This window comes from Bradyrhizobium sp. USDA 4473, assembly GCF_054063335.1.
The window spans coordinates 6,353,895-6,378,362 of the sequence record NZ_JBSSGE010000001.1 but is presented as its reverse complement, the minus strand read 5'-3'; the positions used below and the strand labels follow the sequence as shown (position 1 = coordinate 6,378,362).

At 65.2% G+C, this 24,468-nt stretch carries 24 protein-coding genes and 2 pseudogenes; 16 read left to right on the top strand and 10 right to left on the bottom strand.

Annotated features, from left to right (window positions below):
- Positions 1–208: 208 nt before the first annotated feature.
- Both bamA and ACVW17_RS30275 read left to right on the top strand, forming a co-directional pair.
- Positions 209–2,680 (top strand): outer membrane protein assembly factor BamA, encoded by a 2,472-nt coding sequence (gene bamA / locus ACVW17_RS30280; RefSeq protein WP_456756558.1) that lies wholly within the window; start codon positions 209–211, stop codon positions 2,678–2,680.
- 136 nt (positions 2,681–2,816) lie between these two features.
- On the top strand, positions 2,817–3,368 hold the full coding sequence (locus ACVW17_RS30275; protein ID WP_456755268.1) for a carboxymuconolactone decarboxylase family protein: 552 nt from the start codon (positions 2,817–2,819) through the stop codon (positions 3,366–3,368).
- Between the two features lie 359 nt (positions 3,369–3,727).
- On the opposite strand, the gene ACVW17_RS30270 is transcribed toward ACVW17_RS30275, so the two are convergent.
- On the bottom strand, positions 3,728–4,537 hold the full coding sequence (locus ACVW17_RS30270; protein ID WP_456755267.1) for a phosphotransferase: 810 nt from the start codon (positions 4,535–4,537) through the stop codon (positions 3,728–3,730).
- 224 nt (positions 4,538–4,761) lie between these two features.
- Between ACVW17_RS30270 and ACVW17_RS30265 the strand changes: the two genes are divergently transcribed.
- Positions 4,762–5,982, top strand: coding sequence for an MFS transporter (locus tag ACVW17_RS30265; protein ID WP_456755266.1), 1,221 nt, complete (start codon positions 4,762–4,764; stop codon positions 5,980–5,982).
- A gap of 31 nt (positions 5,983–6,013) precedes the next feature.
- Here ACVW17_RS30265 and ACVW17_RS30260 read toward each other — a convergent pair whose 3' ends face one another.
- Both ACVW17_RS30260 and ACVW17_RS30255 read right to left on the bottom strand, forming a co-directional pair.
- Positions 6,014–6,658 carry a Vgb family protein gene (locus ACVW17_RS30260; RefSeq protein WP_456755265.1) on the bottom strand — a complete coding sequence of 215 codons (645 nt, stop codon included), beginning with the start codon at positions 6,656–6,658 and terminating at the stop codon, positions 6,014–6,016.
- A gap of 28 nt (positions 6,659–6,686) precedes the next feature.
- Positions 6,687–7,908, bottom strand: a pseudogene (locus ACVW17_RS30255) (helix-turn-helix domain-containing protein).
- A 92-nt stretch (positions 7,909–8,000) separates the two neighbouring features.
- On the opposite strand from ACVW17_RS30255, the gene ACVW17_RS30250 reads away from it, so the two are divergent.
- Positions 8,001–8,249: a hypothetical protein gene (locus ACVW17_RS30250; protein ID WP_456755263.1), complete on the top strand. Its 249-nt coding sequence runs from the start codon at positions 8,001–8,003 to the stop codon at positions 8,247–8,249.
- A gap of 5 nt (positions 8,250–8,254) precedes the next feature.
- Here the strand turns inward: ACVW17_RS30250 and ACVW17_RS30245 are convergent.
- Positions 8,255–9,346: pseudogene (locus tag ACVW17_RS30245) on the bottom strand (adenylate/guanylate cyclase domain-containing protein).
- 76 nt (positions 9,347–9,422) lie between these two features.
- Here ACVW17_RS30245 and ACVW17_RS30240 point away from each other — a divergent pair.
- Entirely contained in the window at positions 9,423–9,875 is a 453-nt protein-coding gene (locus ACVW17_RS30240) for an SRPBCC family protein (RefSeq protein WP_456755261.1), read from the top strand.
- A gap of 12 nt (positions 9,876–9,887) precedes the next feature.
- On the opposite strand, the gene ACVW17_RS30235 is transcribed toward ACVW17_RS30240, so the two are convergent.
- The gene (locus ACVW17_RS30235; RefSeq protein WP_456755260.1) at positions 9,888–10,529 is read right to left on the bottom strand and encodes an HD domain-containing protein; all 642 of its coding nucleotides are present in this window, start codon (positions 10,527–10,529) and stop codon (positions 9,888–9,890) included.
- Between the two features lie 207 nt (positions 10,530–10,736).
- On the opposite strand from ACVW17_RS30235, the gene ACVW17_RS30230 reads away from it, so the two are divergent.
- A complete protein-coding gene (locus tag ACVW17_RS30230) occupies positions 10,737–11,702 on the top strand; it encodes a GlxA family transcriptional regulator (protein ID WP_456755259.1) in 966 nt (321 codons plus the stop codon).
- 72 nt (positions 11,703–11,774) lie between these two features.
- Positions 11,775–12,344, top strand: coding sequence for a histidine phosphatase family protein (locus ACVW17_RS30225; RefSeq protein ID WP_456755258.1), 570 nt, complete (start codon positions 11,775–11,777; stop codon positions 12,342–12,344).
- A gap of 103 nt (positions 12,345–12,447) precedes the next feature.
- Here ACVW17_RS30225 and ACVW17_RS30220 read toward each other — a convergent pair whose 3' ends face one another.
- Positions 12,448–12,822: an MmcQ/YjbR family DNA-binding protein gene (locus tag ACVW17_RS30220; protein ID WP_456755257.1), complete on the bottom strand. Its 375-nt coding sequence runs from the start codon at positions 12,820–12,822 to the stop codon at positions 12,448–12,450.
- Positions 12,823–13,010: 188 nt separating this feature from the next.
- On the opposite strand from ACVW17_RS30220, the gene ACVW17_RS30215 reads away from it, so the two are divergent.
- From ACVW17_RS30215 to ACVW17_RS30200, 4 genes are all read left to right on the top strand, one after another.
- Positions 13,011–13,643, top strand: a complete 633-nt coding sequence (locus ACVW17_RS30215) for a PadR family transcriptional regulator (RefSeq protein WP_456755256.1) — start codon at positions 13,011–13,013, stop codon at positions 13,641–13,643.
- Positions 13,644–13,666: 23 nt separating this feature from the next.
- On the top strand, positions 13,667–14,311 hold the full coding sequence (locus ACVW17_RS30210) for an O-methyltransferase (RefSeq protein WP_456798203.1): 645 nt from the start codon (positions 13,667–13,669) through the stop codon (positions 14,309–14,311).
- A 108-nt stretch (positions 14,312–14,419) separates the two neighbouring features.
- On the top strand, positions 14,420–15,115 hold the full coding sequence (locus tag ACVW17_RS30205; protein WP_456755254.1) for a GNAT family N-acetyltransferase: 696 nt from the start codon (positions 14,420–14,422) through the stop codon (positions 15,113–15,115).
- 207 nt (positions 15,116–15,322) lie between these two features.
- A complete protein-coding gene (locus ACVW17_RS30200; protein ID WP_456755253.1) occupies positions 15,323–15,667 on the top strand; it encodes a Lin0512 family protein in 345 nt (114 codons plus the stop codon).
- Between the two features lie 22 nt (positions 15,668–15,689).
- Here the strand turns inward: ACVW17_RS30200 and ACVW17_RS30195 are convergent, their stop codons facing one another.
- Positions 15,690–16,538: an SDR family oxidoreductase gene (locus ACVW17_RS30195; RefSeq protein WP_456755252.1), complete on the bottom strand. Its 849-nt coding sequence runs from the start codon at positions 16,536–16,538 to the stop codon at positions 15,690–15,692.
- Here ACVW17_RS30195 and ACVW17_RS30190 point away from each other — a divergent pair.
- From ACVW17_RS30190 to ACVW17_RS30180, 3 genes are all read left to right on the top strand, one after another.
- On the top strand, positions 16,529–16,759 hold the full coding sequence (locus tag ACVW17_RS30190; RefSeq protein ID WP_456755251.1) for a hypothetical protein: 231 nt from the start codon (positions 16,529–16,531) through the stop codon (positions 16,757–16,759). The two genes, ACVW17_RS30195 and ACVW17_RS30190, sit on opposite strands and share 10 nt — an antisense overlap.
- Before the next feature lie 70 nt (positions 16,760–16,829).
- Entirely contained in the window at positions 16,830–18,947 is a 2,118-nt protein-coding gene (locus ACVW17_RS30185; protein WP_456755250.1) for a phospholipase D-like domain-containing protein, read from the top strand.
- A 150-nt stretch (positions 18,948–19,097) separates the two neighbouring features.
- Complete coding sequence (locus ACVW17_RS30180) at positions 19,098–19,802, top strand: glutathione S-transferase family protein (protein WP_456755249.1); 705 nt, start codon at positions 19,098–19,100, stop codon at positions 19,800–19,802.
- On the opposite strand, the gene ACVW17_RS30175 is transcribed toward ACVW17_RS30180, so the two are convergent.
- Both ACVW17_RS30175 and ACVW17_RS30170 read right to left on the bottom strand, forming a co-directional pair.
- Entirely contained in the window at positions 19,799–20,350 is a 552-nt protein-coding gene (locus ACVW17_RS30175; RefSeq protein ID WP_456755248.1) for a disulfide bond formation protein B, read from the bottom strand. The two genes, ACVW17_RS30180 and ACVW17_RS30175, sit on opposite strands and share 4 nt — an antisense overlap.
- 8 nt (positions 20,351–20,358) lie before the next feature.
- A complete protein-coding gene (locus tag ACVW17_RS30170) occupies positions 20,359–20,517 on the bottom strand; it encodes a DUF5993 family protein (protein ID WP_456755247.1) in 159 nt (52 codons plus the stop codon).
- A gap of 143 nt (positions 20,518–20,660) precedes the next feature.
- Between ACVW17_RS30170 and ACVW17_RS30165 the strand changes: the two genes are divergently transcribed.
- Positions 20,661–21,998 (top strand): dicarboxylate/amino acid:cation symporter, encoded by a 1,338-nt coding sequence (locus ACVW17_RS30165; RefSeq protein WP_456755246.1) that lies wholly within the window; start codon positions 20,661–20,663, stop codon positions 21,996–21,998.
- 416 nt (positions 21,999–22,414) lie between these two features.
- The gene (locus tag ACVW17_RS30160) at positions 22,415–23,626 is read left to right on the top strand and encodes an ABC transporter substrate-binding protein (protein ID WP_456755245.1); all 1,212 of its coding nucleotides are present in this window, start codon (positions 22,415–22,417) and stop codon (positions 23,624–23,626) included.
- Between the two features lie 692 nt (positions 23,627–24,318).
- Here ACVW17_RS30160 and ACVW17_RS30155 read toward each other — a convergent pair.
- A complete protein-coding gene (locus ACVW17_RS30155) occupies positions 24,319–24,462 on the bottom strand; it encodes a hypothetical protein (RefSeq protein ID WP_456755244.1) in 144 nt (47 codons plus the stop codon).
- Between the last annotated feature and the right edge of the window lie 6 nt (positions 24,463–24,468).

Here is a 24,468-nt window from a genome sequence, read left to right as displayed (position 1 = left end):
ACTGTGAGCGGCGCACGCAGGCGGAAACAATCCGGGCGGGCGTCACGCCTCGTTGCGCTCACAGTCCCAAATCACTGGAAATAATCCCGCAATCCTGCAGCCACACCGCAGCCATCACCATCCCGTCACAACGGGTGACTTGTTCGCGAGGTGTGGAATGAAGACGTGGCGGAGCCTTGTCGCGGCGATCGTGCTTACGGGCTTTTCGATGCCGGGGACGTCGGGGACATCGCTGATGACTTGGCTATTGGTGGCACCGGTGGCGGCTCAATCGGTTGATGCGATCACGATCGAAGGCAATCGCAGGGTCGAGGCGGAGACCGTCCGCTCCTATTTCAGGCCCGGGCCCGGCGGCCATTTCGATCAGGCGGCCATCGACGACGCGCTCAAGGAGCTGGTCGGGACCGGCCTGTTCCAGGACGTCAAGATCAATCGCGTCGGCGGCCGGATCGTGGTTTCGGTGATCGAGAACCCGGTGATCGACCGCGTCGCGTTCGAGGGCAACAAGAAGGTCAAGGACGAGCAGCTCTCGGCCGAGATACAGTCGAAGCCGCGGGGCACGCTGTCGCGGCCGATGGTTCAGTCGGACGCGCTGCGGATCGCGGAGATCTATCGGCACTCCGGCCGCTACGACGTGCGTGTCACGCCCGAGATCATCGAGCGCTCGAACAACCGCGTCGATCTCGTCTTCACCGTCGACGAGGGCGCCAAGACCGGCATCAAGACCATCGAGTTCATGGGCAACAACAGCTTCTCGGCATCGCGCCTCAAGGACGTGATCAAGACCCATGAGACCAACTTCCTGAGCTTCCTCGGCAACGCCAACATCTACGACCCCGACCGTGTCGAGGCCGACCGCGACCTGATTCGCCGTTTCTATCTGAAGCACGGCTACGCGGACGTGCAGGTGGTGGCCGCGCTCGCCGAGTATGACCCGGAGCACAAGGGCTTTCAGGTGACCTTCAAGATCGAGGAAGGGCAGCTGTACCGCGTCGCGACCGTGAGCTTCCAGTCCGGCATTGCCGGCTTCGATCCGAACAGCCTGCGCTCGCTGTCGCGCGTCAGCGTAGGTTCGCTCTACAACGCAGAGGCAATCGAGAAGTCGGTCGAGGAGATGCAGATCGAGGCATCGCGCCGTGGCTACTCCTTCGCAGTGGTCCGTCCGGACGGCAACCGGAATTTCGAGTCCCATACGGTAGGGATCGTGTTCCATGTGGACGAAGGGCCACGCACCTATATCGAGCGGATCGACATTCGCGGCAACGGCCGCACCCGCGACTACGTGATCCGTCGCGAGTTCGACATCTCCGAGGGCGATGCGTACAACCGCGCGCTGGTCGACCGTGCCGAGCGGCGATTGAAAAATCTCGACTACTTCAAGACGGTGAAGATCACCACCGAACCCGGCTCATCGAGCGATCGCGTCATCCTGGTTGTCGATCTGGAGGAGAAGTCGACTGGCGACTTCTCGGTCTCGGGCGGCTATTCGACCACCGACGGCGCGCTCGCCGAGGTCAGCATCTCCGAACGCAATCTGCTCGGCCGCGGCCTGTATGCGAAAGCATCGGTCAGCTACGGCCAGTACTCGCGCGGCCTGACGTTGTCCTTTGTCGAACCCTATCTGCTCGACTATCGCATCGCGCTCGGGCTCGATGCCTATTACAAGGAGCAGCTGCCGACGGCCTACACGACCTATGGCGTCAAGACGATCGGGTTCTCGCCGCGGCTCGGCCTTGCCCTGCGCGAGGACCTGACCCTCCAGCTGCGCTATTCGCTCTATCAGCAGGAAATCTCGCTCGATAGCGCCTATAATAATTGCAACAACAACGCGGCCAACACCTCGCTCGCGTTCAATCCGACGCCCGCCTACATCCAGAGTGTGCTCCACGGCGTCGACCCCACCAATTCGGTCTCGTCGGGGCTTTATGGATATGGTTGCTATGGCGACGGCGAATCGACGCTGCCCGTGCGTGAAGAACTGGCGCAGGGCGCGACCTGGACCTCGGCGGTCGGCTATACGCTGACCTACAACACGCTCGACAACAACAAGAACCCGACCGACGGCTTGCTGATCGACTTCAAGCAGGATTTTGCCGGCGTCGGCGGCGACGTGACCTATCTGAAGAGCGCGGTCGACGCCAAATACTACACGCCGTTGGTGTCCGATCTCGTCGGCCTGATCCATCTGCAGGGTGGCCTGCTCAGCAAGGTCGGAAACAATGATCTGCGCATGCTCGATAATTTCCAGATGGGGCCGAATCTGGTGCGCGGCTTTGCCTCCGGCGGCATCGGGCCGCGTGACATCACCTATGCGAGCTTGGGGGCGACCGGGGATGCGCTCGGCGGCACCAAATATTGGGGCGCGTCGATGGAGCTGCAGATGCCGTTCTGGTTCCTGCCCTCCGAGGTCGGGTTGAAGGGCGCGGTCTATGCCGACGCCGGCTCGCTGTGGGATTACCAGGGCCCGACCTCGTGGGCTGCGACCGGTGAGGTGAATACGGCTGCCTGCAAATGCGGCCTGCAATACGACGACGAGAACGTGGTGCGGACCTCGGTCGGCGTCGGCCTGATCTGGGCGTCGCCATTCGGCCCGCTGCGCTTCGACTACGCAGTGCCGATCACGAAGGGCAAATACGACATCGTGCAGGAGTTCAGGTTCGGCGGCGGCACCTCGTTCTAGGCAGGGCGACGCCTTTGCCGGCACTGCGCGCGCGGCACCGATCCGGCGTGATATTTGCCATGCCGCCGGGCGGCTTGCGGTATCGGACGAAGCGGGGCAGGTTGCATCGGTTCAATTCCGATCCGAGGCAATATCCATGTCACGCGTGTCCATCAAGACCAGGAACGACCTGCCGGCCGAGCTCAAACCGCTGTGGGACAAGATGACCACTTATGGCGCGTTCGAGAACCAGGCCGGGGTCATGGCGCTGCGTCCGCCGATCTTCAAACACATGTGGTCCCTGCTGGTCGATCTCGCCGACGAGGCGGTGATCTCGAAACGGCATCTCGAGCTCGCGCTGGTGACGGTCTCGCTGTTGAACAAGTGCGACTATTGCGTGTCGCACCACGCGCCGAAGCTTGCGATCCAGGGCGTCTCGGAGGCGGGCGCCGACCGATTGCTCGACTATCAGGATCACCCCGAGCTCGATTCGCTCGACAAGCTGGTGGTCGAATATGCGATCGCCGTCACCAACAACTGGAATAGGACCCGCGACGAGGTCTTCGTGCGCCTGCGCGAGCATTTCTCGGAAGCGCAGATCGTCGAGCTGACCTGGCGGATCGCGCTGTGCGGCGCCTTCAATCGCTTCAACGACATTTTGCAGCTCGACGTCGAGCAGGGCGTCCCGCAGCGCGAAGCCGCGGAGTGATGGTCTGATCGCGTCTCCTTGCAACACCTATTCCTGCTGGGCGCCGACCGGGTCTGGCCGCATCAGATGGTCGGCACCGCGCGCGGCTCGGCGGCAAGGTGGTCGGGACCAAATGCATGCTGGCGACCGAGGCGGATTTCTCGCCCTGATCAGGGAGATCGCCGCGAACAAGACCAAGGTGCCGCTGTACGTGGTGAGGGCGGGATGGATTCATCTGGCAGGCCGACGAGGCCGGGTCGCTCAAGGACATCATCGCCGAAGCGGACGGCACTGGTGCAGGTCCGAGCCGCTTGGCCAGATTGCGCCGCAGCCGGGATGCAGTCTGGCCGGTCGCTGAGACTGGCGTGCGACCATTCAATTCAGCCATCCGAGCGCAGGGCCGCCTCGACGCGCTGGATCAGCCGCTCCCGCATGTCGGGCTTGGCCCCGCCGAGCAGAAGGAAGACGCGGACGATCGGCAAATAGGGCTGCATCGCCGCCGTCAGCGCCGCAGGGGTGATGGCGGCCAGCCGCGCATACTCCGCCTGCAGAACCGAATTGACCGTGGCCCGCTCCGGATCATCGGCGTATTCCAGGTCAAGCTCGGCCATCAGGACATGGCACTGCGCAATCTCGTAGGCGGCGGGCGCACGGGCCGCGCCGAGCCAGTCGATCAATCTCGGACCCTGCGCCGTCATGATCACGTTGCCGGGGTGAAGATCGGAATGGCACAGCACATCATCGGGCGCGAGGTGCTCGATCAGCGCGAGGACGCCGGTGGTGATGCGCTCCGGAAGCACGCTGCCGGCAAACCGCAATCGGGCGTCCATCGCCTCGCGCAGCGAGAATGCGACCGGCGGCGGTCGCGTCTTGTGAACGGCAAGGCAGAGCGTCGCAAGAATTGCGCCGGCTTGTTCACGCGTGATGGCGCCGGTGCGCATCGCCTGCAACAGGGTCGGCCCATCGAACCGCGGCAGTACGATGCCGAAGCGGCCGTCGAGAGTGACTTCGCCGAACACCTCCGGCGCCGGGCCGCCGGCGGCGAAGACCGCGCGGGTTATTTGCGTCTCGTGCTGGACGACCCAGCGCGGGATGCCTGGCTTGGATAGCTTGACGACCTGACCGGGCGCCCAGGCGTGGACATCCGCGAAAAGCCCACTGCCGATCTTCTCTCCCAGCGACCCCTGCATGCCCATTCTCCGCCGTGATAGAGGAAACACCGGCGGCGAGAGAAAAGGAACCCCTCCCGTCGCAGGGCGGACCGACACGATGATCGCCTCTCAGCGTGCAGAGGCCTTCGTCCGCTCCGCTCGACGCCAGGCTCGAAAAAAATGAGCTGGCGCGGCCCTTCGTTGTCGGTTCCAGTCCGCTCCGTTCGTCTTCCAGCCAGAACGGACGGCATGGGAGTTCCGGAATGAGCAATTCGACCTATCGTTGGGTGATCGTCGCGGCCGGCGGCCTGCTTGGCTGCGTCGCGATCGGCGGCATGTTCTCGCTGCCGGTGTTCCTGCAGCCGATGGCGCGTGAGACCGGCTGGTCGGTGACCGGGATCTCTAGCGCGATGACCATCGGTTTCCTTGCGATGGCCTTCACCAGCATGATCTGGGGCACGCTGTCGGACCGGTTCGGGCCGCTCCCGGTGGTGCTGACCGGATCGATCGTGCTGGCGGCAAGCCTGGCGCTGGCAAGCCGGGCGACCTCGCTGCTGGCCTTTCAGTTCATGTTCGGCGCGCTGGTCGGCGCGGCCACGGCGGCGATCTTCGCCCCGATGATGGCCTGCGTCACCGGCTGGTTCGACACCCATCGTAGTCTCGCCGTGTCGCTGGTGTCGGCCGGCATGGGCATGGCGCCGATGACGATGTCGCCGCTCGCGGCCTGGCTGATCTCCCACCACGACTGGCGGACCGCGATGCTGATCGTCGCGGGCGTCGTCGGCGCGATCATGATCCCGGTGTCGTTGCTGGTGCGGCGTCCGCCGGCACTGCAAGGCGACGCCCCTGAAGCGGCGGTTTCCGCCAACGGAGAGCCGCCGCTGTCGCTGGCGCAGGCCCTGCGCTCGCCGCAATTCCTGATCCTGATCACGACCAATTTCTTCTGCTGTGCCACCCATTCGGGACCGATCATCCACACGGTGAGTTACGCGGTTACCTGCGGCATTCCGCTGGTTGCCGCGGTCACGATCTACAGCGTGGAGGGGCTCGCCGGCATGGGCGGTCGCATCGCCTTCGGCCTGCTCGGCGACCGCTTCGGCGCCAAGCGCGTGCTGGTGCTCGGCCTGCTGGCACAGGCATTCGGCGCGCTCGGCTATGTCTTCGTGCGCGAGCTTGCCGCGTTCTACGCGGTCGCGGCGATCTTCGGCTTCATCTATGCCGGCACCATGCCGCTGTACTCGGTGCTGATCCGCGAGAATTTTCCGCTGCGCATGTTGGGCACCGTGATCGGCGGCACCGCGATGGCCGGCAGCCTCGGCATGGCGACGGGGCCGTTGGCCGGCGGCCTGATCTACGACACCTTTGCGAGCTACACGTGGCTCTATGTCGGCTCCTGGGCCACGGGCCTCGGCGCGTTCCTGATCATGATGACCTTCCGGCCGATGGCATCGGCGCGGCCCACCGCGGTGCCCGCACCGGCGTGAGCAGGCTCAGCGCGTGGAGCGGTTGGTCGCTTCACGCGCCGCTGAGCTTCGGCCGGCGGATCGCGCGCACCTTGTTGTTGGTCGAGCCGCTGCCGCAGAAGAACCGGTCCTTGCCGTCGGATTCGAGTCCGGAGACGAACGTGCCCTTCGGCATCTCCAGCCGCTCCATGACTTCGCCGGTTTGCGGATCGATGCGCCGGACGTCGCTCTGGTCCTCTTCCCAAGTGCCGTGCCAGAGCTCGCCATCGACCCAGGAGACGCCGGTGACGAAGCGGTTGCTTGCAATGGTGCGAATGACCTTGCCGGTGTCCGGATCGACCTGAACGATGGTGCGGTCGCGATACTGGCCGACCCACAGCGAACCTTCCGCCCACGCGAGGCCGGAGTCGCGGCCGCCGCCGGGCGCGGGGATCGTGGACAGCACGCGTCCGCTGCTCGGCTCGATCTTCAGGATGCGGTCCTCGGCGATCTGGTAGAGGTGCTTGCCGTCGAAGGCGGTGCCGGCATGGGCCGCGATGTCGAGGGTACGGGTGGTGTTGCCGCTGTCGGGATCGAACGCGACCAGCCGGCCGCCGGCCGCGAACCAGACCTGCTCGCCGTCGAAGCTGACGCCGCCGACGCTCTCGACGCCCTCGAAGGCATATTCCCGGATGATCTCGGCTTCGGACTTCTTCATGCTCGACTCCTGTAGTCTCGGCCCGATGCTAGCCGTTCGGCAGCGGGGCAGGGAGTAACAACGTCGTCGTGAATCCCGGCACCGGGGGCGTCATCCAGCGCCGGGCGCGGGCGCGGCCGACCGGCTGCACCTTGCCGCTGGCTGCCAGCGCATCGAGCGCGCGCTGCACGGTGCGCTGGCTGGCGCCGAGCGCGACCGACAGCGCCGAGCTCGACCACGCCTCGCCGTCGGCGAGGAACGCCAGCACCGCCGCATGCTCCTCCTCGACCGGCAGCGCCAGCACGCTGACCTCGCGCCGGCCGTGCGGCTCCAGCACGAAGCCGTCGGGCGTGGCGTTGAGATCGGCGAGCGGCCGCAAGGCCCGGCGCAGCCGTCCGATCTCGACCCGCAGCCGCGCCCGGTGCGATTCATCGGCGTGCTTGCCGCGAAACGCGCGCGCGATCAGCGTGCTGCGCGACACGTCCTGCGGCCAGGCTTCGCCCAGCGCGCGGGCGAGCGCGAACAGCACCGGACGCCGATTCAGAGAAATAGTTGTCCGGGCATCGCGCACGGCATAGCGGCAGGCATCGACGACAAGCGCCTTCGACACCATCAGGGCCTCGACCTCCTCGAGCAGCAGCGGACGCTCGCCGCCGCGCGCAATCAAGCGTGCCGCCGGCGTGGCGAGCAGGCGCGCCGTGCTTTCGACCTCGGCCGCAAGCTCGGCGATGCCGGCGCGGTGCGCGGCGTCCCTGGCTCGTGCCAGCGCTTCGCGCGCCGGCTTGGTGCGCAGCCGGCGCATTGCGATCCCGGCGACGACCAGTTCATGGCCGACGCGCAGAGCCGGCGGGAAGGGCGCCGGATCGAGGTCCTCGAGCATGCGCTCGGCCGCATCGAGGCTCCCGATCAACAGCAGGCGACGGATCTCGAGATAGCCGGCATGGGCGGCGTTGAGCGCATCGCCCCGCGCCGCGAGCGTCGCGCGCGCCGCGGCGAGGCTCTTGCCGGGAAAGGACAGATCGCGCGACACCAGCGCGATCTCGGCCTCGGCCACCACGCAGCGCGCCCGCGCGATCGCTTCGCGTGGACCGAAGGCGCGGCCGGCACGCCGCAACAGCTCCTTGGCACGCGCGAAATCGCCGAGCCGTGCCATCGCGATGCCGCGCAGCGCCAGCGCGCGGCGCATCGTCGCGCAGGGCCACCCGTTTCAGTGCGCCGAGGGGATCACCCGCCGCGAGCGCGCGCGCCGCAGCTGTAATCAGCGAGTCCATTCGAATCCCGACACACTTGTCACTCTCGCCCTCCGAGGCCCGGTCCTAACCTAGCACATGACGACATGGATCATCTCCAGAGAGATCGAACGATGAGCGGTATCGAAACACGTGACGATTGGTTGAAGGGCAGGCTCGGCGGGCGCGGTTCGACGGCGGCGCGCTGGCTGTCGCTTGCGGCGGCGCCGACCTTCGCGGTCATGGCGCTGCTGGCCGCGATGGCGCCGGCCGACATGATCTGCGGCGCCATGCAGGGGCCGTTGTCATTGCAGGGGATGGTCCCGATGTATGCGCTGATGAGCGCGTTCCACCTGGCGCCGTGGCTGCGGCTGTTCCGATGACCGGCTCACGCCTCCGGCAGCGTGAAGACCGCGCAGGGCCGCACGATGCCGCGCAGCGCATGGGTGCCGAGGGCAACCAGCGGCGTCTCGGCCTCGGCGGCAACGGCCTCCGAGACCAGTACGCTCTGCTCAAGCGGCTTGCACAGGCCTTCGAGCCGGCTGACCAGATTGACCGCGGCGCCGATCGCGGTGAAGTCGAGCCGGTCGGCGGCGCCGATATTGCCCCAGTGCACCTCGCCGAGATGCAGCGCCGCGCCGAACGACAATGGCGGCAAGCCCCGCTTGCGGCGCTCGGTGTCGAGATGCGCCATGCCGACGCGCGCCGCCGAGACCGCGCGCAACGCCGCCTCGCATGCGCTGCGCGCGCTGGTGGTGACCGGAAAGATCGCGAGCAGCCCGTCGCCGATGAACTTCAGCACCTCGCCGCCGAAGGCGTGGATCGCGCCGGCGATGCGGTCGAACCAGGCATCGAGCGCCGCGATCACCTCGGCAGGCGGATGGCTTTCGGAGAGCGCCGTGAAGCCGCGCAGGTCGGCAAACAGCAACGCTGCGCGGATGGTTTCGCCGGTGTTGCGTCGCAACGGCGATGCCAGCACACGCGCCGCGCTGCGCCGGCCGAGATAGGCCTCCAGCGCCGCCGTCAATGTCGCGCGCGCCGCAAGCGCGGCAAGCGGTGCCGCCATGAAGCGCGCTGCCTCGCGCAATCGATCCGCCTCGGCAGGCGTGAAGGGATCGGTCCCGATCCAGCTCAGGGTCGGGCCATCCGGTCGCGTTCCGATGGTGTCCTGGTGGATCGGGCCGCGCGCGAGGGCGCCGAGCCAGCGCCGGCCGGCATCGCCGGATCCGATCATATCGGGCATCGCAAAGGGTTGTTCCGGCGCGAAGCCGAGCGCTTCGATCACCTCGCCGGTCTCGGCACGCTACAGCCAGGTTCGTCGTGCGATCAGCGGGTGCGGAACTTCGAGCGTCAGCGTACCGCCGGCAAGCGGCAGGCCATCCGTGATAAGGTGGCTCCCAAGATCCGCCAGCAACCGGTTGGCGCCCGCGGTCTCGGCGGCGGCGTCGACCAGCCAGCTCAGTGTCGAGGACATCTGCATCACCCCATCATGGGGTTGACGCGCCATCCTTGTCACGAATTATCCCGAAACCTGACTGCCCATGGAGGATAGACCGATGACCGAAGCCTTCATCGTCCAACGCGAGATGCAGATCGCAGCCCCGCCCGCGACCGTGTTCGCGTTCCTGACCGATCCGCAGAAGATCGTCAGCTGGATGGGATTAGAGGCCGAGACCGAGCTGCATCCAGGCGGGCTCTATCTGCTCAAGGGCGTCTCCGGCGATCTGTCGCGGGCGGCACGCGGCGCGTTTCGTGAGGTCGTGCCGGTGCATCGTCTTGCCTACAGCTTCGGCTGGGAGGGCGGCGCCGAAGTGCCGCCGGGATCCAGCCTGATCGAGATCGACCTGATCGACAAGGACAGCGGCACGCTGCTTCGGATGACCCATAGCGGCCTGCCGAACGCGGCGCAGTGCGCGGCCCATGACAAGGGCTGGGCGCACTATCTGGGTCGGCTCTCACTCGCGGCGGCCGGTCGGGATCCCGGACCGGAACGCGGTCCGCACGCTTGAGGTCCCCTGACCTCATGTCGGCCATTTCGAGCCGAGGATGATCGAGCAGAAGTTCGTCCTTCTGTAGTTCATGTCCTTTAGCGCCAGCACGTCGGCCTTGACGTTGCCAAAGGTGGTATGCGGCTTCTTGATGGTGCCGCCTGCGAAATGATCGATAATGTTCTCCTTGAAGTTCGCCTCGCGCGGATGATGCGCGCAGACATGGTCGCGGTGCGCGTCGGAGAAATCGTCATAGGCGATGCCGAGTACGTCCATCTCGACCCCGGCGGTGACCAGCGCGACGGTCGGACGCATATGCTCGGGAATGCCGGGCGTGGTGTGCAGCGCGATCGAAGCCCAGACGTCCTCGATGTCGCGTTCGGCGACGCCGTAGCCTTTGAGGAAGTCGCGCGCGGCGTTGGCGCCGTCGACCTCGAAGCGCAGGTCGGGGCTCGCATGCGCCGGCGTGAGACCCATGTCGTGGAACATGGCGCCGATATAGAGCAGCTCGGGATCGAAGTTCAGCTTGCGGCGGTTGCCGGTCAGCGCGCCCCAGAAGAACACGCGGCGGCTGTGATTGTAGAGCAAATCGTCCTCGGAATCGCGCACCAGCTGGGTCGCGGCGCGGGCCATGGCGCTGTCGGGTACGCGGATGCCCGCGATGATCTCGGTCATTTCAAGACGCTCCTCGATGTGGCAAGACGGGACCGTGGCGTGGGATCACGCGGGCGGCGTTCGTCTCTGCGGTGTGTTCTGGATCGCCTTCCGGCGTGGTCCGTGGTGGCGCTGTTGTCGCTTGTTCTGGGCCGATCCCGCAACGATCGCGCGCCGCCGGATCGGGCCAACGAGACGTCGTTTCGCGCCAGCGGGCAGGGAGAAGGCATGGCGGTTCAGAAGGTCGCGGTCGCGATTCACGAAGGGGTTCAGGCGCTCGACGTCGCCGGTCCCGTCGACGTGTTCGCGGAAACGAACGGCTTTGTGCCTGCCGGGAATGGCTATGAGACGGTGCTGGTCGGCGTCAGCCGCGAACCGCTGCGCGCATCGAACGGCATGAAGATCGCGGCCGACCTCAGCTTCGACGAGGCGAGCGAGAAGTTTGACATCCTGCTTGTTGCCGGCGGGCCCGCGCTGCCCGAGGCCGCGCCGGATCCCGAAATGACGCGGTGGCTGCGCGGGGCGCCGCAGCGCGCTGAGCTCTACGGCTCGATCTGCACCGGCGCCTTCGCGCTTGGACACGCCGGGCTGCTCGATGGCCACAAGGTGACGACGCATTGGCAGAACGCGCAGCGGCTCGCGGCGCGCTTTCCGGCCGCGGACGTGATCCCCGATCGGATCCACATCCGCGACGGGAGGCTGATGACGTCGGCCGGCGTGACTGCGGGGATCGATCTCGGGCTCGCGCTGGTCGCCGAGCGTCATGGGCCGGAGGTCGCGGTCGCGGTCGCAAAGCGGCTGGTCGTGGTGGCGCAGCGCCAGGGCGGGCAGTCGCAGTTCAGCCCCTATCTCACCGCGCCCATCGACGAGGCCTCGCCGGTTGCGCGGGCGCAGGCGCACGTCATGCAGCATGTCGGCGCGCGCCACACGCTGCAATCGCTGGCGGAGGCCGTCGGCATGAGCGTGCGCAATTTCGGCCGCGCCTTTGCGCAGGAGACCGGCATCACGCCGCACGAATTCGTCGAGCGGGCGCGGGTCGATGCCGCGCGCCGGCTGCTCGAGGGCTCGGACCGGCCACTGAAAGCGGTTGCGTTCGACTGCGGCTTCGGTTCGGCCGATCGAATGCGCATCGTGTTCACCGAGCGGCTCGGCGTCTCGCCGGCGCAGTACCGGTCGAGTTTTCGCAAATTGTGATGCGGTTCATCAACCGCAGGCTGTATCGAGGCTAGGATCGTTCCGCCCCATATCTGCTCCGGAGAGGCCGCCATGGACGCGCTCACGCTCTTCATCATCCGCCATGCCGAGAAGCCTGATGACGGCTGGCCGGGGCCCGGCTTCACCGCGGACGGCGTGTCCGATACCGAGTCGCTGGTGCTTCGCGGCTGGCAGCGCGCCGGCGCATGGGCGGCGTTGTTCGGCACCGATCTCACCGGCGGCGACTATGCCAAGCCCGATGCGATCTATGCGGCGACGCCGGGCACCACGCCCAATCAGCCGCCGTCGAGCCGTCCCGCCGAGACGATCTCGGCGCTCTCCGCGCGCCGCCACCTGAAACCGAACGAAGGCTTTGCCAAGGGGCAAGAGCCGGCGCTGATGAAGGCCGTGCTGGCGTCGAAGGGCGTCGCGCTGCTGTGCTGGGAGCACAAGACGATCATCTCCGACATCCTGCCGCTGATCCCGGTCAGCAAGGGCACGCCGCCGACCAAATGGGAAGGCGACCGCTTTGACGTCGTGCTGCGCTTCGAGCGCGCCAAGGGCGACGACAAGTTCGCCTTCAAGGAGCTGTTTCCGAAATTGCTGTCGGGCGATTCCGACAAGCCGCTGGGGAGCAGCTGAGCCGCGCGGCGGCCGCGCCGGTTAGAGCGTTTTCGAGCGAAGTGGACGCCGGTTCGCGTGAAGAAAACGCGTCAAAACAAAAAGCTAGAGCTTCGGTTCTGATTCAATCAGAACCGAAAAAGCTCTGGTCGAAGCCGAGTGTCTTGCGCAATTTCCGCGTCAGCTTGGCGGCGATCAGCGCATGCGCCTGATTGAGATAGGCCTTCAGCTCGGGATCGGGCAGGGCGTCGTTCCGCACCAGCTGCACCCAAGTGGCGCGCGCCAGATACGGCGCCGGCCGCGCCAGACCTTGCTCGATCAGCAGCTGGTAGGCCATGGTCGAGGTCTTGAACATGAAGCCGCCGGTGCTCTCGATGGTGCCGCCGGCGAGCGCGAACATCTTGCCACCGACCTTGAACACCGACGTGCCCTCCCATTGCACCACCTTGGTGGTGGCGGGCAGGCGCAGGCAATGGGCTTCGAAGGTTTTGGGGCGCATGAGTCGGACGGACCGGAAGAATATCAAAGCCATAAGCCAGCGGCGCGAACGTCGGCAAGCCCGGGGTGGCGGTGGCGACCTTGGCTGCCTGGTTGCGGCTTCAGCCCCGAGACCTTCACGGAAACGTGGGTTGTGGATGGCCATCTGTAGATATATCGTAAGATATGTTTTCAGTAAGGAAAAGACCAATGAGAAAATCAAGGTTTCATGATCGGGACGGCGACGGCTTCCGGTTCGGGTTCTTCGCCATGGGCCGGCACGGCCGGGGCGGTCATCGCTTTGGCCGCGGCGGCCATGGCTTCTTCGGGCGGGGAGGCGGCGGCGACTTTCCGGGATCGCGGCGGCTCTCGTCGCAGGACCTGCAACTCGTGATCCTGGCGCTGCTCGGTGAGCAGCCGGCGCACGGCTATGAGCTGATCAAGACGATCGAGGAGCGGTCGGACGGCTTCTATAGCCCGAGCCCGGGCGTGATCTATCCGGCGCTGACCTTCCTCGAGGAGATCGGCCATGCCAGCGTCACCCAGGACGCGGCGCGCAAGCTCTACAGCATCACCGAGCAGGGCAAGGCGCATCTCGCCGAGAACCGCGCCACTGCCGACACCATTCTCGAGGCGCTGTCGCGGATCGGCCGCCGCATGGAGGAGGTGCGCGAAGCCTTCGCCGGCGTCAGCGATCTCGATGGCGAAGCGTCCGACGATATTCACCGCGCCCGTCATGCGCTGAAGAGCGCGCTGCGCCAGAAGCGCGGCTGCGATGCCGCCGAGGCGCGACGGATCGCGAAAATTCTCGACCGCGCGGCTGCCGAAATCCTGCAGCAATGACGCAATCGCAAAGGAGGCCCTTCATGTACAATGCTGAACCGCACAGCGCGATTGCCGACGCCCGCGTCACCGCCGTCATCGAGCGCCTGCAGGCCACGCGCCGGGCCCCGGTGCGAGGCAACCCGATGCAGAGCGGCAGCCGCGATCCGCACGATTATGCCGAGCAGGGATTCTCGATCCACCCGGAGCAGGGCGAGCTGATCTACCTGCTGTGCCGCGGCCTGCGTGCCAAGCGCGTCGCCGAGTTCGCGACGTCGGTCGGAATGTCGACGCTCTATTTCGCGGCCGCAATGCGCGACAATGGCGGCGGCACCGTGATCGGCTCGGAGATCGTGCCGGCCAAGGTGGCTGCCGCGAAGCGCAACCTTGCCGACGCCGGCCTGGCCGCTTACGCCGAGGTCCGCGAGGGCGATGCACGCAAGACGCTGCGCGATCTCGGCGGCCCTGTCGACTTCATCCTGATCGACGGCTGGCCGGGCGAGAAGGGCCCGACGCTGGCGCGCCAGGTGATCGAGATCGTCGCCCCGCAGCTTCGCGTCGGGGGCTATGTCATGAACGACAATGCCGAGGCGGATTTCCTGGAGTTCGTGCGCGATCCCAGAAATGGCTTCGTGTCAATCACGCTGCCGCTGAAGGGCGGCACCGAGCTCTGCCTCAAGGTGGCGTAGCGGAGGTTTTCCTGCTGGCGTGATTGTGAGCCGCAACGGCATCACGCCATGCTGGATTTCATCGGCGCTTCTTGCTCTTCTCTGGAAAAATCAGGAGCGAAGCGCCGCATGTCCGAAGTCCCGCCAACCCATCCGCTTGATCGCCCGATCTGGAGCGCGCTGACCACGCGGCAGCGCGATCTCGCGGAAGGCTCCGCCGCTGCAAGGCGCTTCCCGCTCGCGATTGCGCCCTTCGCCGACATGGTCGACATGTCGCCCGAGAGCTTCGCCGCGCTCGGTGCGCTGCTGTCGGGGCCTGACATCGCGGTGCTGTTCACGCCCGATCCGGTCAGCGTGCCGCCGCAGTTCAAGGTGCTGCTGGCCGAGACCGGCGAACAGATGATCGGCGCGCCGGCGGCCTTTTCTCTGTCCGGCGTCGAGATCATCAGGCTCGGTGCGGCCGATGTTTCCGAGATGATGGCGTTGACGACGCTGACAAAGCCCGGTCCGTTCAGCGCGCGGACGCATGAGCTCGGCAACTTTTTCGGGATCCGCGTCGGCGGCGAGCTGGTCGCGATGACCGGGGAGCGGATGAAGCCCGGGAACTATACCGAGATGACCGCGGTCTGCGTGCATCCGGAGCATCGCGGCCGCGGCTATGCGCAGGCGCTGCTGTCGGCGGTCGGCCGCCAGATCGTGGCCCGCGGCGAGATTCCGTTCCTGCACGTTTTCACCAGCAATGTCTCGGCGATCGCGCTCTACCGCCGCCAGGGCATGGCGATCCGCCGCCGCCTGCACATCACGGTGTTGCAGAAGCAGGAGTAGCGCGGGCCGCGAGCTCTCATAAAGACCGAAAGTTCGGCTCACGGATGCAGGCGCCCCATGCCGCGGCGATCCTCACCGGGTCTCGCGGCGTGGATGCTGGCGCCCGCCGGTCAAAAGCGCGTAGGCGCTAGGATCCGGCTTGACGCCGCGGGCCCGGCGGCCGAAGGAGGGATCAGTCTCTCACGCCAACGACAACAGGAAAGTTTCATGACACGCGTGCGCTGTATCACCGAAATGGGCATGGGCGTCGACGTTCACGGCCGCGACGCCACCAAGGCTGCCAAGCGGGCGGTCTCGGACGCGATCCGCCATTCCAGCCTCGGCTTCTTCCGCATGCTCGGCAAGACCGCCAACGACATGTTCGTCGATGTCACGATCGCGGTGCCGAATCCCGAAGCGGTCGATACCGATGCTGTCGCCAGGGAATTGCCCTACGGGACCAAGGCCGTAAAGGCGATCGCGGGCGGGCTCGAGATTCCGTCCGATCTCGGCAACGACCCGATCCTGATCGCGAATGCCGCCGTCATCGTCAGCTTCGACGACGGCAAATGACGAACGGGCGGCGGCGACGCGTTTACTCGCCGCCCCTGAAGTAGTCGGGCTTGCCGGTGGTCCAGGTCTCGCCCCAATGCTGGCCGCCGCCGTCGACGGTCAGCATCTCACCGGTGATGAACTTGCCGGACGGCGCGGCGAGATAGACCGCGGCTTCCGCGATGTCCCAGGGGGTGCCCGGACGCATCATCGGGTTGGAGCGCGGATAGGTGGCGCGCGCCGCCTCGCTGTAGACGTTCCAGCCCTCGGTCTCGATCGCGCCGGGCGCGATGCAATTGATGCGGATGTTCAGCGGCGCCCATTCGACCGCCAGCGCACGCGACAGCCCGATCACGCCGGAGCGCGCCGCGATCGAGTGCGCGATGCCGTAGAGGCCGTGCGTCGTGACCACGACGATATTGACGATGTTGCCGGGATGTGTGCGGTCGCGCCAGCGCTGCGCTGCGGCCTGCATCATGTACCAGTTGCCGTTGAGGTTGGTGTTGATGACCGCGTTCCAGCCCTTGATCGAGACGTCGATCGCGGCCTGCGGGAACTGGCCGCCGGCACTGTTGACGAGATGATCGATGCGGCCATGCTCGGCCCATAGCGCATCGAACATCGCGTTGACCGCGTCCGCATCCCTGATGTCGGCGACATGCGCGGACGCCTTCAGGCCGCGATGGCCGAGATGATCGACCAGCGCATCGAGCTTGTCGGCATTGCGCCCCGTGACAACGACGTGGGCGCCGAGCCGGGCGAACAGCCAGGCGATGGCGCGGCCGATGCCGCCGGCGCCGCCGGACACGACGACCACCTGACCGGCCAGCGCATCGGCCGCGAACACCGTCGGGTGCGTCGCGAGTTCGTCGTCGGAGAGGCTTGGAGGCATTCGTCGTCCGTGCCGGCTGGAGCTGTCCCGAGCCAAATCTGTCCTATCGGCCGCCGAGCGGCAAGGCCGCGCGGACCGCCAATACATTCGCGCGATCTGTGAATCAGTTCACAGCTTTCGGTAGCAAATCCATCCACTATCTCGTGGAGCGCGGCACTGGCGATTGTGCGGATCGCAAGCGCAGCGTCATCGTCGCGCGATCTGATTTGGGTATTCATTGATACGGCCCCGGCAGACCTGCTGCGGGCTTCGATGTGCTTGATTCTCACAAACCGGATTTGAGGAGGCGTTATGAAAGCCGTTGCGTTCTCCAACAACGACATGGCCGTGGTCGCCTGGACCTTCGGCGGCAAGCTCAAGGATTGCCTCGGCTTCGCCGTGCACCGGATCGACGTCAAGGCGGGAACCGAAACCGTGCTGCCGGCGCTGGCCACGTTCAAGGGCGAGCAGGCGACCGAAGGCCGGACCACCGCCGACGATCCCGTCCAGAAGTTCTTCTGGAAGGATGTCTTCGCCAAACGCGGGGGCACCTACAAATACAAGATCGTGCCGATGACGGGCGTCCCCGGCAAGCTGACGCCGATGCCGTTCGGTCCGCTGATCTCGAATCAGGTGCAGCTCAACCCGAACTACGGAACGCTGTCGGCATATTTCAATCGCGGCATCCTCGCGACGCAGGCCACCGCCCACAAGCTGACCGACGGATCGCCGGCGGGCGCGATGGTCGACGTTCTGAAGGAGCGGATCGTCAAGATCGGCGATCAGCTGCGCGTCGACCTTGCCGGAGACATGATCAAGGCGCTCACCACGTTGCCGGACGAAGCGTTGACCTCAAACGGGGAGTTGCTGCTCGCACTCTACGAATTCCAGGATCCCGAGCTGATCCAGCATTTTGCGGCGGTGCACAGCCGCGGCAGCCTGATCCTGTCCAACATGCCCAGCGGCAGCAAGAAGACCGGCGATCTCACCAACGACGCCTATGCCGAGGAGCGCCAGCAGATCAAGGCGGCCGGATTGACCGTCATCGACCGGTTCATGCCGAGCAACAGCATCGGCCACAACAAGTTCCAGGTGCTGGTCAACGGCACGCCGCAGGCCGTGCTGTTCGGATCGACCAATTGCACGTCGAATGCGCTGTGCGCGCAGACCAACAACACGATCATCGCGCGCTCGCCGGCGATGGCTCAGGCCTATGCCGACTACTGGCAGCGGCTGAAGCAGGACACCGTGCCATCAGGCAATAACGGCAAGGCGCAGCAGGGGGCGGCGCTGCGCGGCACCGACGGCACCAAGCTGCCGACCATCACGCTGGAAGACAACAGCGGCACGGTCGATCTCTGGTTCTCGCCGAACACGCCGCAGCGTCGTGCCAGCAAACCCGGACCAAACGAGCCGACGCCGCCCGACATGCAGATGGTGTTCGACGCGATCGCCGGCGCCAAGCAGGCGATCGTGTTTCTGGTGTTCGAGCCGGGCTCGCCGAGCATCATCGACAAGATCGTCGACGCGTTGAAGGCGAAGCCGTCGCTGTTCGTGCGTGGCGCGGTCACCGCGCCCCAGGCATCGGGCGATTTCGCCGTCGGCATCACCGGCGGCGGCGCGGGGACCAAGCCGGCCAAGCGGCAGAAGGGCGACCCGCCATTGCCCGAGGATTACCGCGTGATCCATACCCGCGGCGTGACCAAGTCGGACGCGTTCGGGCAGTGGGAGGCCGAGCTGAACCAGGCAGGCCACGCCGTGATCCACGACAAGATCGTCGTGATCGACCCGTTCGCTGATGATTGCGTCGTCATCACCGGCAGCCACAATCTCGGTTACAAGGCCTCCTACAACAACGACGAGAACATGGCGATCATCCGCGGCCACCGTGCGATCGCGGAAGCCTATGCGGCACATTGCCTCGACGTCTACGATCACTACGCCTGGCGCTACTGGCTGCAAACCAGCCCCAACACGGCCTGGCATTTCCTCGCAACCGACGACAGCTGGCAGAACAGCTACTTCTCGGCCGACAACCAGGTCAAATCCGCCGAGCTGTCGTTCTGGCTGTCGGCGACGCCGGCCGCTGAGGCGTTGCCGACGCCGGTCGATCAGACCAGCACGCGTGTCCGCCCAGGCCTTCAGGCCGCGGTCGGTGGCGTCGCGCCGGCGATCGGCCCGCATGCCCGCGCGCCGCGCCGCCAGGGTGGCGCGACGAAGCACAATCCGGCAGCCGGCCGGCCGAGGGCGGCCGCCGCCGCGCGGAAGAAGGTCGCGAAGACCCGGACGTCGACCGCCAGGTCGGCGAAATCCAAATCGGCAAAGGCCAAATCAGCAAAAGCCAAGACCAAGAAGGTGTCGAAGACCAAGAAGCGGCGTGTGGCGGCTCGTCCTGCCAAGCGCGTCAAGACGAAACGCGCGAAGACGTGATCGGGTGTTCCGTCGGAGCGAGTATCGGACAGGCGATGCGGATCGCGCCGGAACGCTGAATAATCGCGGAGGGGGCGGGCTTCAATCGGCGCGCCGGATCACCTAGATTGGTTCGGCCCTCCAAACGCCCGCCCTCCGACGAGTTCATCCATGCCCGACCTGTCTGCCTTTCCGATCACCAAGCGCTGGCCCGCGCAGCATCCCGACCGCCTGCAGCTCTATTCGCTGCCGACGCCGAACGGCGTGAAGGTCTCGATCATGCTGGAGGAGATCGGGCTGCCCTACGAGGTGCATCTCGTCGACTTCAACAAGGACGACCAGAAGACGCCGGAGTTCCTGTCGCTGAATCCGAACGGCAAGATCCCGGCGATCCTCGATCCCAACGGTCCCGGCGGCAAGCCGCTGCCGCTGTTCGAATCCGGCGCGATCCTGCAATATCTCGCCGACAAGACCGGCAAGCTGCTGCCTGAGGATGCCGCGCGCCGCTACCAGGCGATCCAGTGGGTGCATTTCCAGATGGGCGGCATCGGGCCGATGTTCGGCCAGGTCGGCTTCTTCCACAAATTCGCCGGCAAGGATTATGAGGACAAGCGGCCGTTGCAGCGCTACGTCGCCGAGTCCGCGCGCCTGCTCGGCGTGATGCAGGCGCATCTCGCGGGGCGGCAATGGTTCATGGACGATGAATACAGCATCGCCGACATCTCGATGCTCGGCTGGGTGCGCAATCTGATCGGCTTCTACGGTGCGCGCGAACTCGTCGAGTTCGACCGCTTCACCCACGTTGCGGCCTGGCTGGAGCGTGGTCTGAAGCGGCCGGCGGTGGAGCGCGGCTTGAATATTCCGAAGCGCACCTAAGTGCGCTTCAGCAGCTCGTAGACGATCGGATTGTCGGCGCAGGCACTGAGGCCGCATTCGAGCAGGGTGGAAAGCACATTCAGCGCCGTCAGCCCGACCACCAGCCACACGGCGCCTTGCGCGAACTTGCCGGGCGCGGTGCCTTGTCCTGTGCGGTGATCGAACTGGCGGTCGAACAGCAGCATCGCCGCGAGCAGGACGATCGCTGCGATGAAGCCGATCAGCGCCCACGTATAGTAATGATAGCCGAGCAATGCCGACCCGTAGCCGGCGTCGCCGGGCAGGATGTGCAGCAGCACCTGCCGGGTCGAGACCGATGCGCCGACCACCGCCGTCAGCAGCGACAAGGCATAATGGCTCGGCCGCGGTCCGAAGCGGATGTTCAGGATCGGTCCGATCGCCAGAAGCGCGAACAGAGTGCGTTGCAACAGGCACAGCGGGCAGGGCAGCTCGTGCAGCACGAGTTGCGCCGCAAAGGCCGCGGCCAGCAGCAGCGCGAGACCATAGAGCGCCAGCGCATTCAGGCTCACGGCCCGGGTGTCGGTCATGGCCGGCCTCAGAACGACAGCGTGAGGTGGTCGGTGGCGTGATGCAGCAAGGTTGCGATGCACGCAACCAGGATCACCGCGAACAATCCGATCGCGACCGGACGCGGGCCACGCCAGGCCACCAGCATGGCGATGGTGATGGCGAGAAACAATGCGGTGAATTCCATCGTCAGCCTCCGGATGCGAGCCGGCCGCAGTCTATGACAGATTCGTGTGCGTGCGCGGCGACCCGAATGGCCATTGTCGCTTGCGTGCGGCTCCGCCAAGATGGCATCACGAGTTCGAGTTCACTTCCAGCCCGGGGCACCTCATGACGACAGACGCGATCAAGCCCGCAGCCCATCACAAGCATCAGCCCTGGTACAAGATCCTCTACATCCAGGTGTTGATCGCGATTGTCGCGGGCGTCTTGATCGGCCACGTCTATCCCGGCCTCGGCAAGCAATTGAAGCCGCTCGGCGACGGCTTCATCGCGCTGATCAAGATGATGATTGCGCCTGTCATCTTCTGCACCGTGGTGCACGGCATCTCCTCGATGGGCGACCTCAAGCGGGTCGGCCGGGTCGGGTTGAAGACCCTGATCTATTTCGAGGTGGTGTCGACGGTGGCGCTCGCGGTCGGGCTTTTGGTCGGCGAGCTGCTGCAGCCGGGCCACGGCTTCAACATCGATCCCGCCACCATCGATCCGAAGTCGGTCTCCACCTACGTCACGCAGGCAAAAGAGCAGGGCATCGTCGCCCATCTGATGGCGATCATTCCGGACAGCTATTTCGGCGCCGTGGCGCGTGGTGATCTGCTGCAGGTGCTGCTGATCTCGATCCTGTCGGGTTTCGCCATTGCGCTGATGGGCAAGGCCGGCGAGCCGATCGCCGAGGCGATCGACAAGGCCGCCAAGATGTTCTTCGGCATCATCCGGCTCATCGTCCGCGTCGCGCCGCTCGGCGCGTTCGGGGCGATGGCGTTCACGGTCGGCGCCTACGGCCTCGGCTCGCTGGTCAATCTGGCAGCGCTGATCGGCACATTCTATCTCACCAGCGTGCTGTTCGTGCTGATCGTGCTGGGTGCGATCGCGCGGCTGGCCGGCTTCTCCATCATCCGCTTCATCGCCTATATCAAGGACGAGCTCCTGATCGTGCTCGGCACCTCGTCGTCGGAGACGGTGCTGCCGCAGATGATCCAGAAGATGGAGCATCTCGGCGCCTCGCGCTCGGTGGTCGGCCTCGTGGTGCCGACCGGCTACAGCTTCAATCTCGACGGCACCAACATCTACATGACGCTGGCGACGCTGTTCCTGGCGCAGGCCACCAACACCCATCTGACGATCTGGCAGGAGCTCGGCATTCTCGGCATCGCCATGATCACCTCGAAGGGCGCCTCCGGCGTCACCGGCGCCGGCTTCATCACGCTCGCCGCGACGCTGTCGATCGTGCCCGACATTCCGATCCAGTCGATCGCGATCCTGGTCGGCATCGACAAGTTCATGAGCGAGTGCCGTGCGCTCACCAATCTGATCGGCAATGGCGTCGCCTGCGTCGTGATCAGCCTGTCCGAGGGCGAGCTCGACAAGGACGCGCTGCATGAGACCATGGCGCATCCGCTCGAACTCGGCGAGGCGCTGGAGCCGGGCGGGACCGGCGGAGCAACATGAAGGAAAGGGGCCGTCGCAGGGAGGCAACCAAAATACCGAGGAACAACCCCATGCAAAGGAGCCGGCGGCGCCCGGCTTCGGCCGAACGGCTTGACACGTCGGGCAACTCAGGGGTATTTTTCTAAAATACCGAAATTGCACGAGCTTCTGCATATGGTCCATCAGTCGCGGGCGGAGCGGGAAACGTGCCATGTTCGCCGCCGCGGCTGAGGTCGTGAACCCCTGACGTGGGAAGGGCCTCCACTGCAGGGTGACGAATATCCGCGGAGCTATGAGCGCATCATGCGCCCTCGATAGCGACGCTTCCATACCGCCGCCTTTGTGCAACCGCAGCAAATCACGCCACGGTTTGGTAGCGCTCGCTCGGATCGGAAAAATCTGATAGCGTGCATGGCGGCGTAGTTGCGAGGTAGCACATGAAAACGATTTTCAGTGTGATCTTGGTCGCGGCCGCTCTCGTGAACAATTCGGCCGACGCGCAATATACCGATGACGTCGTCAAGATCGGCGTATTGACCGATATGTCGAGCATCTATTCGGACATCGGCGGTCCTGGCGCGGTCGTGGCTGCTAAGCTCGCGGTCGAAGATTTTGGTGCAACTGCCAAGGGCATGAAAATCGAAATCGTCAGCGCCGACATGCAAAACAAGCCTGACGTGGGCGCCAGCATTGCCAACAGGTGGTTCGACGTCGAAAAAGTCGACGTGATCGTTGACGGCATGAATTCCGGCGTTTCACTGGCCGTGAGCGAGATCGCCCGCCAAAAGAACAAGCTGTTCCTGGTGACGGGCGCGGCAACGTCGGACCTCACCGGTCCGAAGTGCAACACCAATACCATTCACTGGGTCTACGATACCTGGGCGCTCGCCAATAGTACCGGCAAGGCGACGGTACAGACGGGTGGCGATACCTGGTTCTTCGTCACCGCCGACTATGCGTTTGGGTATGCTCTTGAACGTGACGCAGGGGCGGTCGTTGAAGCCAATGGCGGAAAAGTGCTGGGCAAGGTCCGGGTGCCGATCAACACCAGTGACTTTTCGTCGTTTCTGCTCCAAGCACAAGCCTCCAAGGCCAAGGTGATCGGTCTCGCTAACGCCGGCGGAGACGCTACAAATGCGATCAAGCAGGCTGCCGAGTTTGGAGTTGTCAGAGGAGGGCAGAATATCGCAGGTCTGCTGTTGTGGGTGAGCGATATCGCAGCCCTTGGTCTGCCGATAACGCAGGGCGTCGTTTTGACCGAGGCCTGGTATTGGGACATGAACGACAACAACCGCATCTGGACGAAACGCTGGCAGGTTGAGCGTCCGGGCAAGGTCCCCACTTCGGCCCAAGCAGGTGTCTATTCGGCCGTGACTCACTATCTCAAGACGGTCGAAGCGCTAAAGTCTGACGCGGATGGCCGCGCCGTCGCCGCCAAAATGAAGGAGATTCCGACCGACGACCGTCTTTACGGCAAAGGAATCATCCGGGCGGACGGACGCAAAATCCACAACATGTATCTCTTTGAGGTAAAAGCACCCGCCGAATCGAGATACTTCGGCGACTTCTACAAAGTGCGCGCCACCATCCCGGCAGCAGAAGCCTTCCGACCGTTGCAAGATGGCGGGTGTCCCCTCGTGAAGGGCTGATCACCAGCGCATCTGCGGCGACGAGCCGCCTTCTGAGGTCGCATCATAGATGCACTTGCCGCCGCGCACGATACCGCTGTCCCGATGATCGACCCTCCATCGTCCGCGCGCGGTTTCGTCTGGATCCGGGCCAATGCTGCTTGCGGGCCTTGGTTACGACGCCGATTAGATCAGAGAGCTTGCCATAAAGATGACGTGGCAGTGGATGTCGTGCCGACAAGATGCTGGTGTTTCATGCCGCGTTCGTGCTGTACGGACCGAGACATTAAGAGCCGCGTTCTCTGAGCGGCTTTCCGCCGCCGTGCGCAGGTCTCTCACCGAGCTGTTCATTGCGAGCGGCCCGGCCGATGATTCCGGACGACCTCGCATCCAGTACCGCCCGCGAAACGTCTATTGCTGCTTTCGCGCGCAGCACCTGTTCTCGCGCAAGGTGATTGGATCGATCCAGATGTATCATTCAAAGGTAGAGCCACTGTCGAGCAAGTTCGAGGGGCGACGCCGAGCCTTGCATCGTGAGTGCTTCGGAGATGGACGATTCACGAATCCCATTGCTTTGCAGTATTCGGCGCATTTCGTCGCGCCGGCTGCTGCCTTGCTGATCGGGCGAGTTTGTAAATCGTTGCTCAGCGCTGCAGTACCGGACGCTGATGGTCCGCTTCGCTGCGGTTCGTGGACGCGACCGGAGACCTTTCTCAATGGCTGAAGCGCAGCTTGATCGCTGCCTCCGATCGCCCGAGTTCGAGCGCTATCAGCCGGATACTCAAATTCGAAGCGCGCAATTTGAGGAGCTTTTCATCCTCCTCCTGCGACCAGAGCCGACGTTCGTTGCGGGGCATCCGAGG

Bases quoted from the DNA above. Each gene is read 5' to 3' on its own strand.
- ACVW17_RS30225 (WP_456755258.1), top strand. From the start codon at position 11,775: ATGGACGCGCTCACGCTCTTCATCATCCGCCATGCCGAGAAGCCTGAT.
- ACVW17_RS30200 (WP_456755253.1), top strand. From the start codon at position 15,323: ATGACACGCGTGCGCTGTATCACCGAAATGGGCATGGGCGTCGACGTT.
- ACVW17_RS30260 (WP_456755265.1), bottom strand. From the start codon at position 6,658: ATGAAGAAGTCCGAAGCCGAGATCATCCGGGAATATGCCTTCGAGGGC.
- ACVW17_RS30160 (WP_456755245.1), top strand. From the start codon at position 22,415: ATGAAAACGATTTTCAGTGTGATCTTGGTCGCGGCCGCTCTCGTGAAC.
- ACVW17_RS30180 (WP_456755249.1), top strand. From the start codon at position 19,098: ATGCCCGACCTGTCTGCCTTTCCGATCACCAAGCGCTGGCCCGCGCAG.
- ACVW17_RS30235 (WP_456755260.1), bottom strand. From the start codon at position 10,529: ATGACCGAGATCATCGCGGGCATCCGCGTACCCGACAGCGCCATGGCC.
- ACVW17_RS30210 (WP_456798203.1), top strand. From the start codon at position 13,667: ATGTACAATGCTGAACCGCACAGCGCGATTGCCGACGCCCGCGTCACC.
- ACVW17_RS30270 (WP_456755267.1), bottom strand. From the start codon at position 4,537: ATGCAGGGGTCGCTGGGAGAGAAGATCGGCAGTGGGCTTTTCGCGGAT.
- ACVW17_RS30250 (WP_456755263.1), top strand. From the start codon at position 8,001: ATGAGCGGTATCGAAACACGTGACGATTGGTTGAAGGGCAGGCTCGGC.
- ACVW17_RS30170 (WP_456755247.1), bottom strand. From the start codon at position 20,517: ATGGAATTCACCGCATTGTTTCTCGCCATCACCATCGCCATGCTGGTG.
- ACVW17_RS30240 (WP_456755261.1), top strand. From the start codon at position 9,423: ATGACCGAAGCCTTCATCGTCCAACGCGAGATGCAGATCGCAGCCCCG.
- ACVW17_RS30165 (WP_456755246.1), top strand. From the start codon at position 20,661: ATGACGACAGACGCGATCAAGCCCGCAGCCCATCACAAGCATCAGCCC.
- ACVW17_RS30275 (WP_456755268.1), top strand. From the start codon at position 2,817: ATGTCACGCGTGTCCATCAAGACCAGGAACGACCTGCCGGCCGAGCTC.
- ACVW17_RS30205 (WP_456755254.1), top strand. From the start codon at position 14,420: ATGTCCGAAGTCCCGCCAACCCATCCGCTTGATCGCCCGATCTGGAGC.
- ACVW17_RS30265 (WP_456755266.1), top strand. From the start codon at position 4,762: ATGAGCAATTCGACCTATCGTTGGGTGATCGTCGCGGCCGGCGGCCTG.
- ACVW17_RS30155 (WP_456755244.1), bottom strand. From the start codon at position 24,462: ATGCCCCGCAACGAACGTCGGCTCTGGTCGCAGGAGGAGGATGAAAAG.
- ACVW17_RS30215 (WP_456755256.1), top strand. From the start codon at position 13,011: ATGAGAAAATCAAGGTTTCATGATCGGGACGGCGACGGCTTCCGGTTC.
- ACVW17_RS30230 (WP_456755259.1), top strand. From the start codon at position 10,737: ATGGCGGTTCAGAAGGTCGCGGTCGCGATTCACGAAGGGGTTCAGGCG.
- bamA (WP_456756558.1), top strand. From the start codon at position 209: ATGCCGGGGACGTCGGGGACATCGCTGATGACTTGGCTATTGGTGGCA.
- ACVW17_RS30185 (WP_456755250.1), top strand. From the start codon at position 16,830: ATGAAAGCCGTTGCGTTCTCCAACAACGACATGGCCGTGGTCGCCTGG.
- ACVW17_RS30175 (WP_456755248.1), bottom strand. From the start codon at position 20,350: ATGACCGACACCCGGGCCGTGAGCCTGAATGCGCTGGCGCTCTATGGT.
- ACVW17_RS30220 (WP_456755257.1), bottom strand. From the start codon at position 12,822: ATGCGCCCCAAAACCTTCGAAGCCCATTGCCTGCGCCTGCCCGCCACC.
- ACVW17_RS30195 (WP_456755252.1), bottom strand. From the start codon at position 16,538: ATGCCTCCAAGCCTCTCCGACGACGAACTCGCGACGCACCCGACGGTG.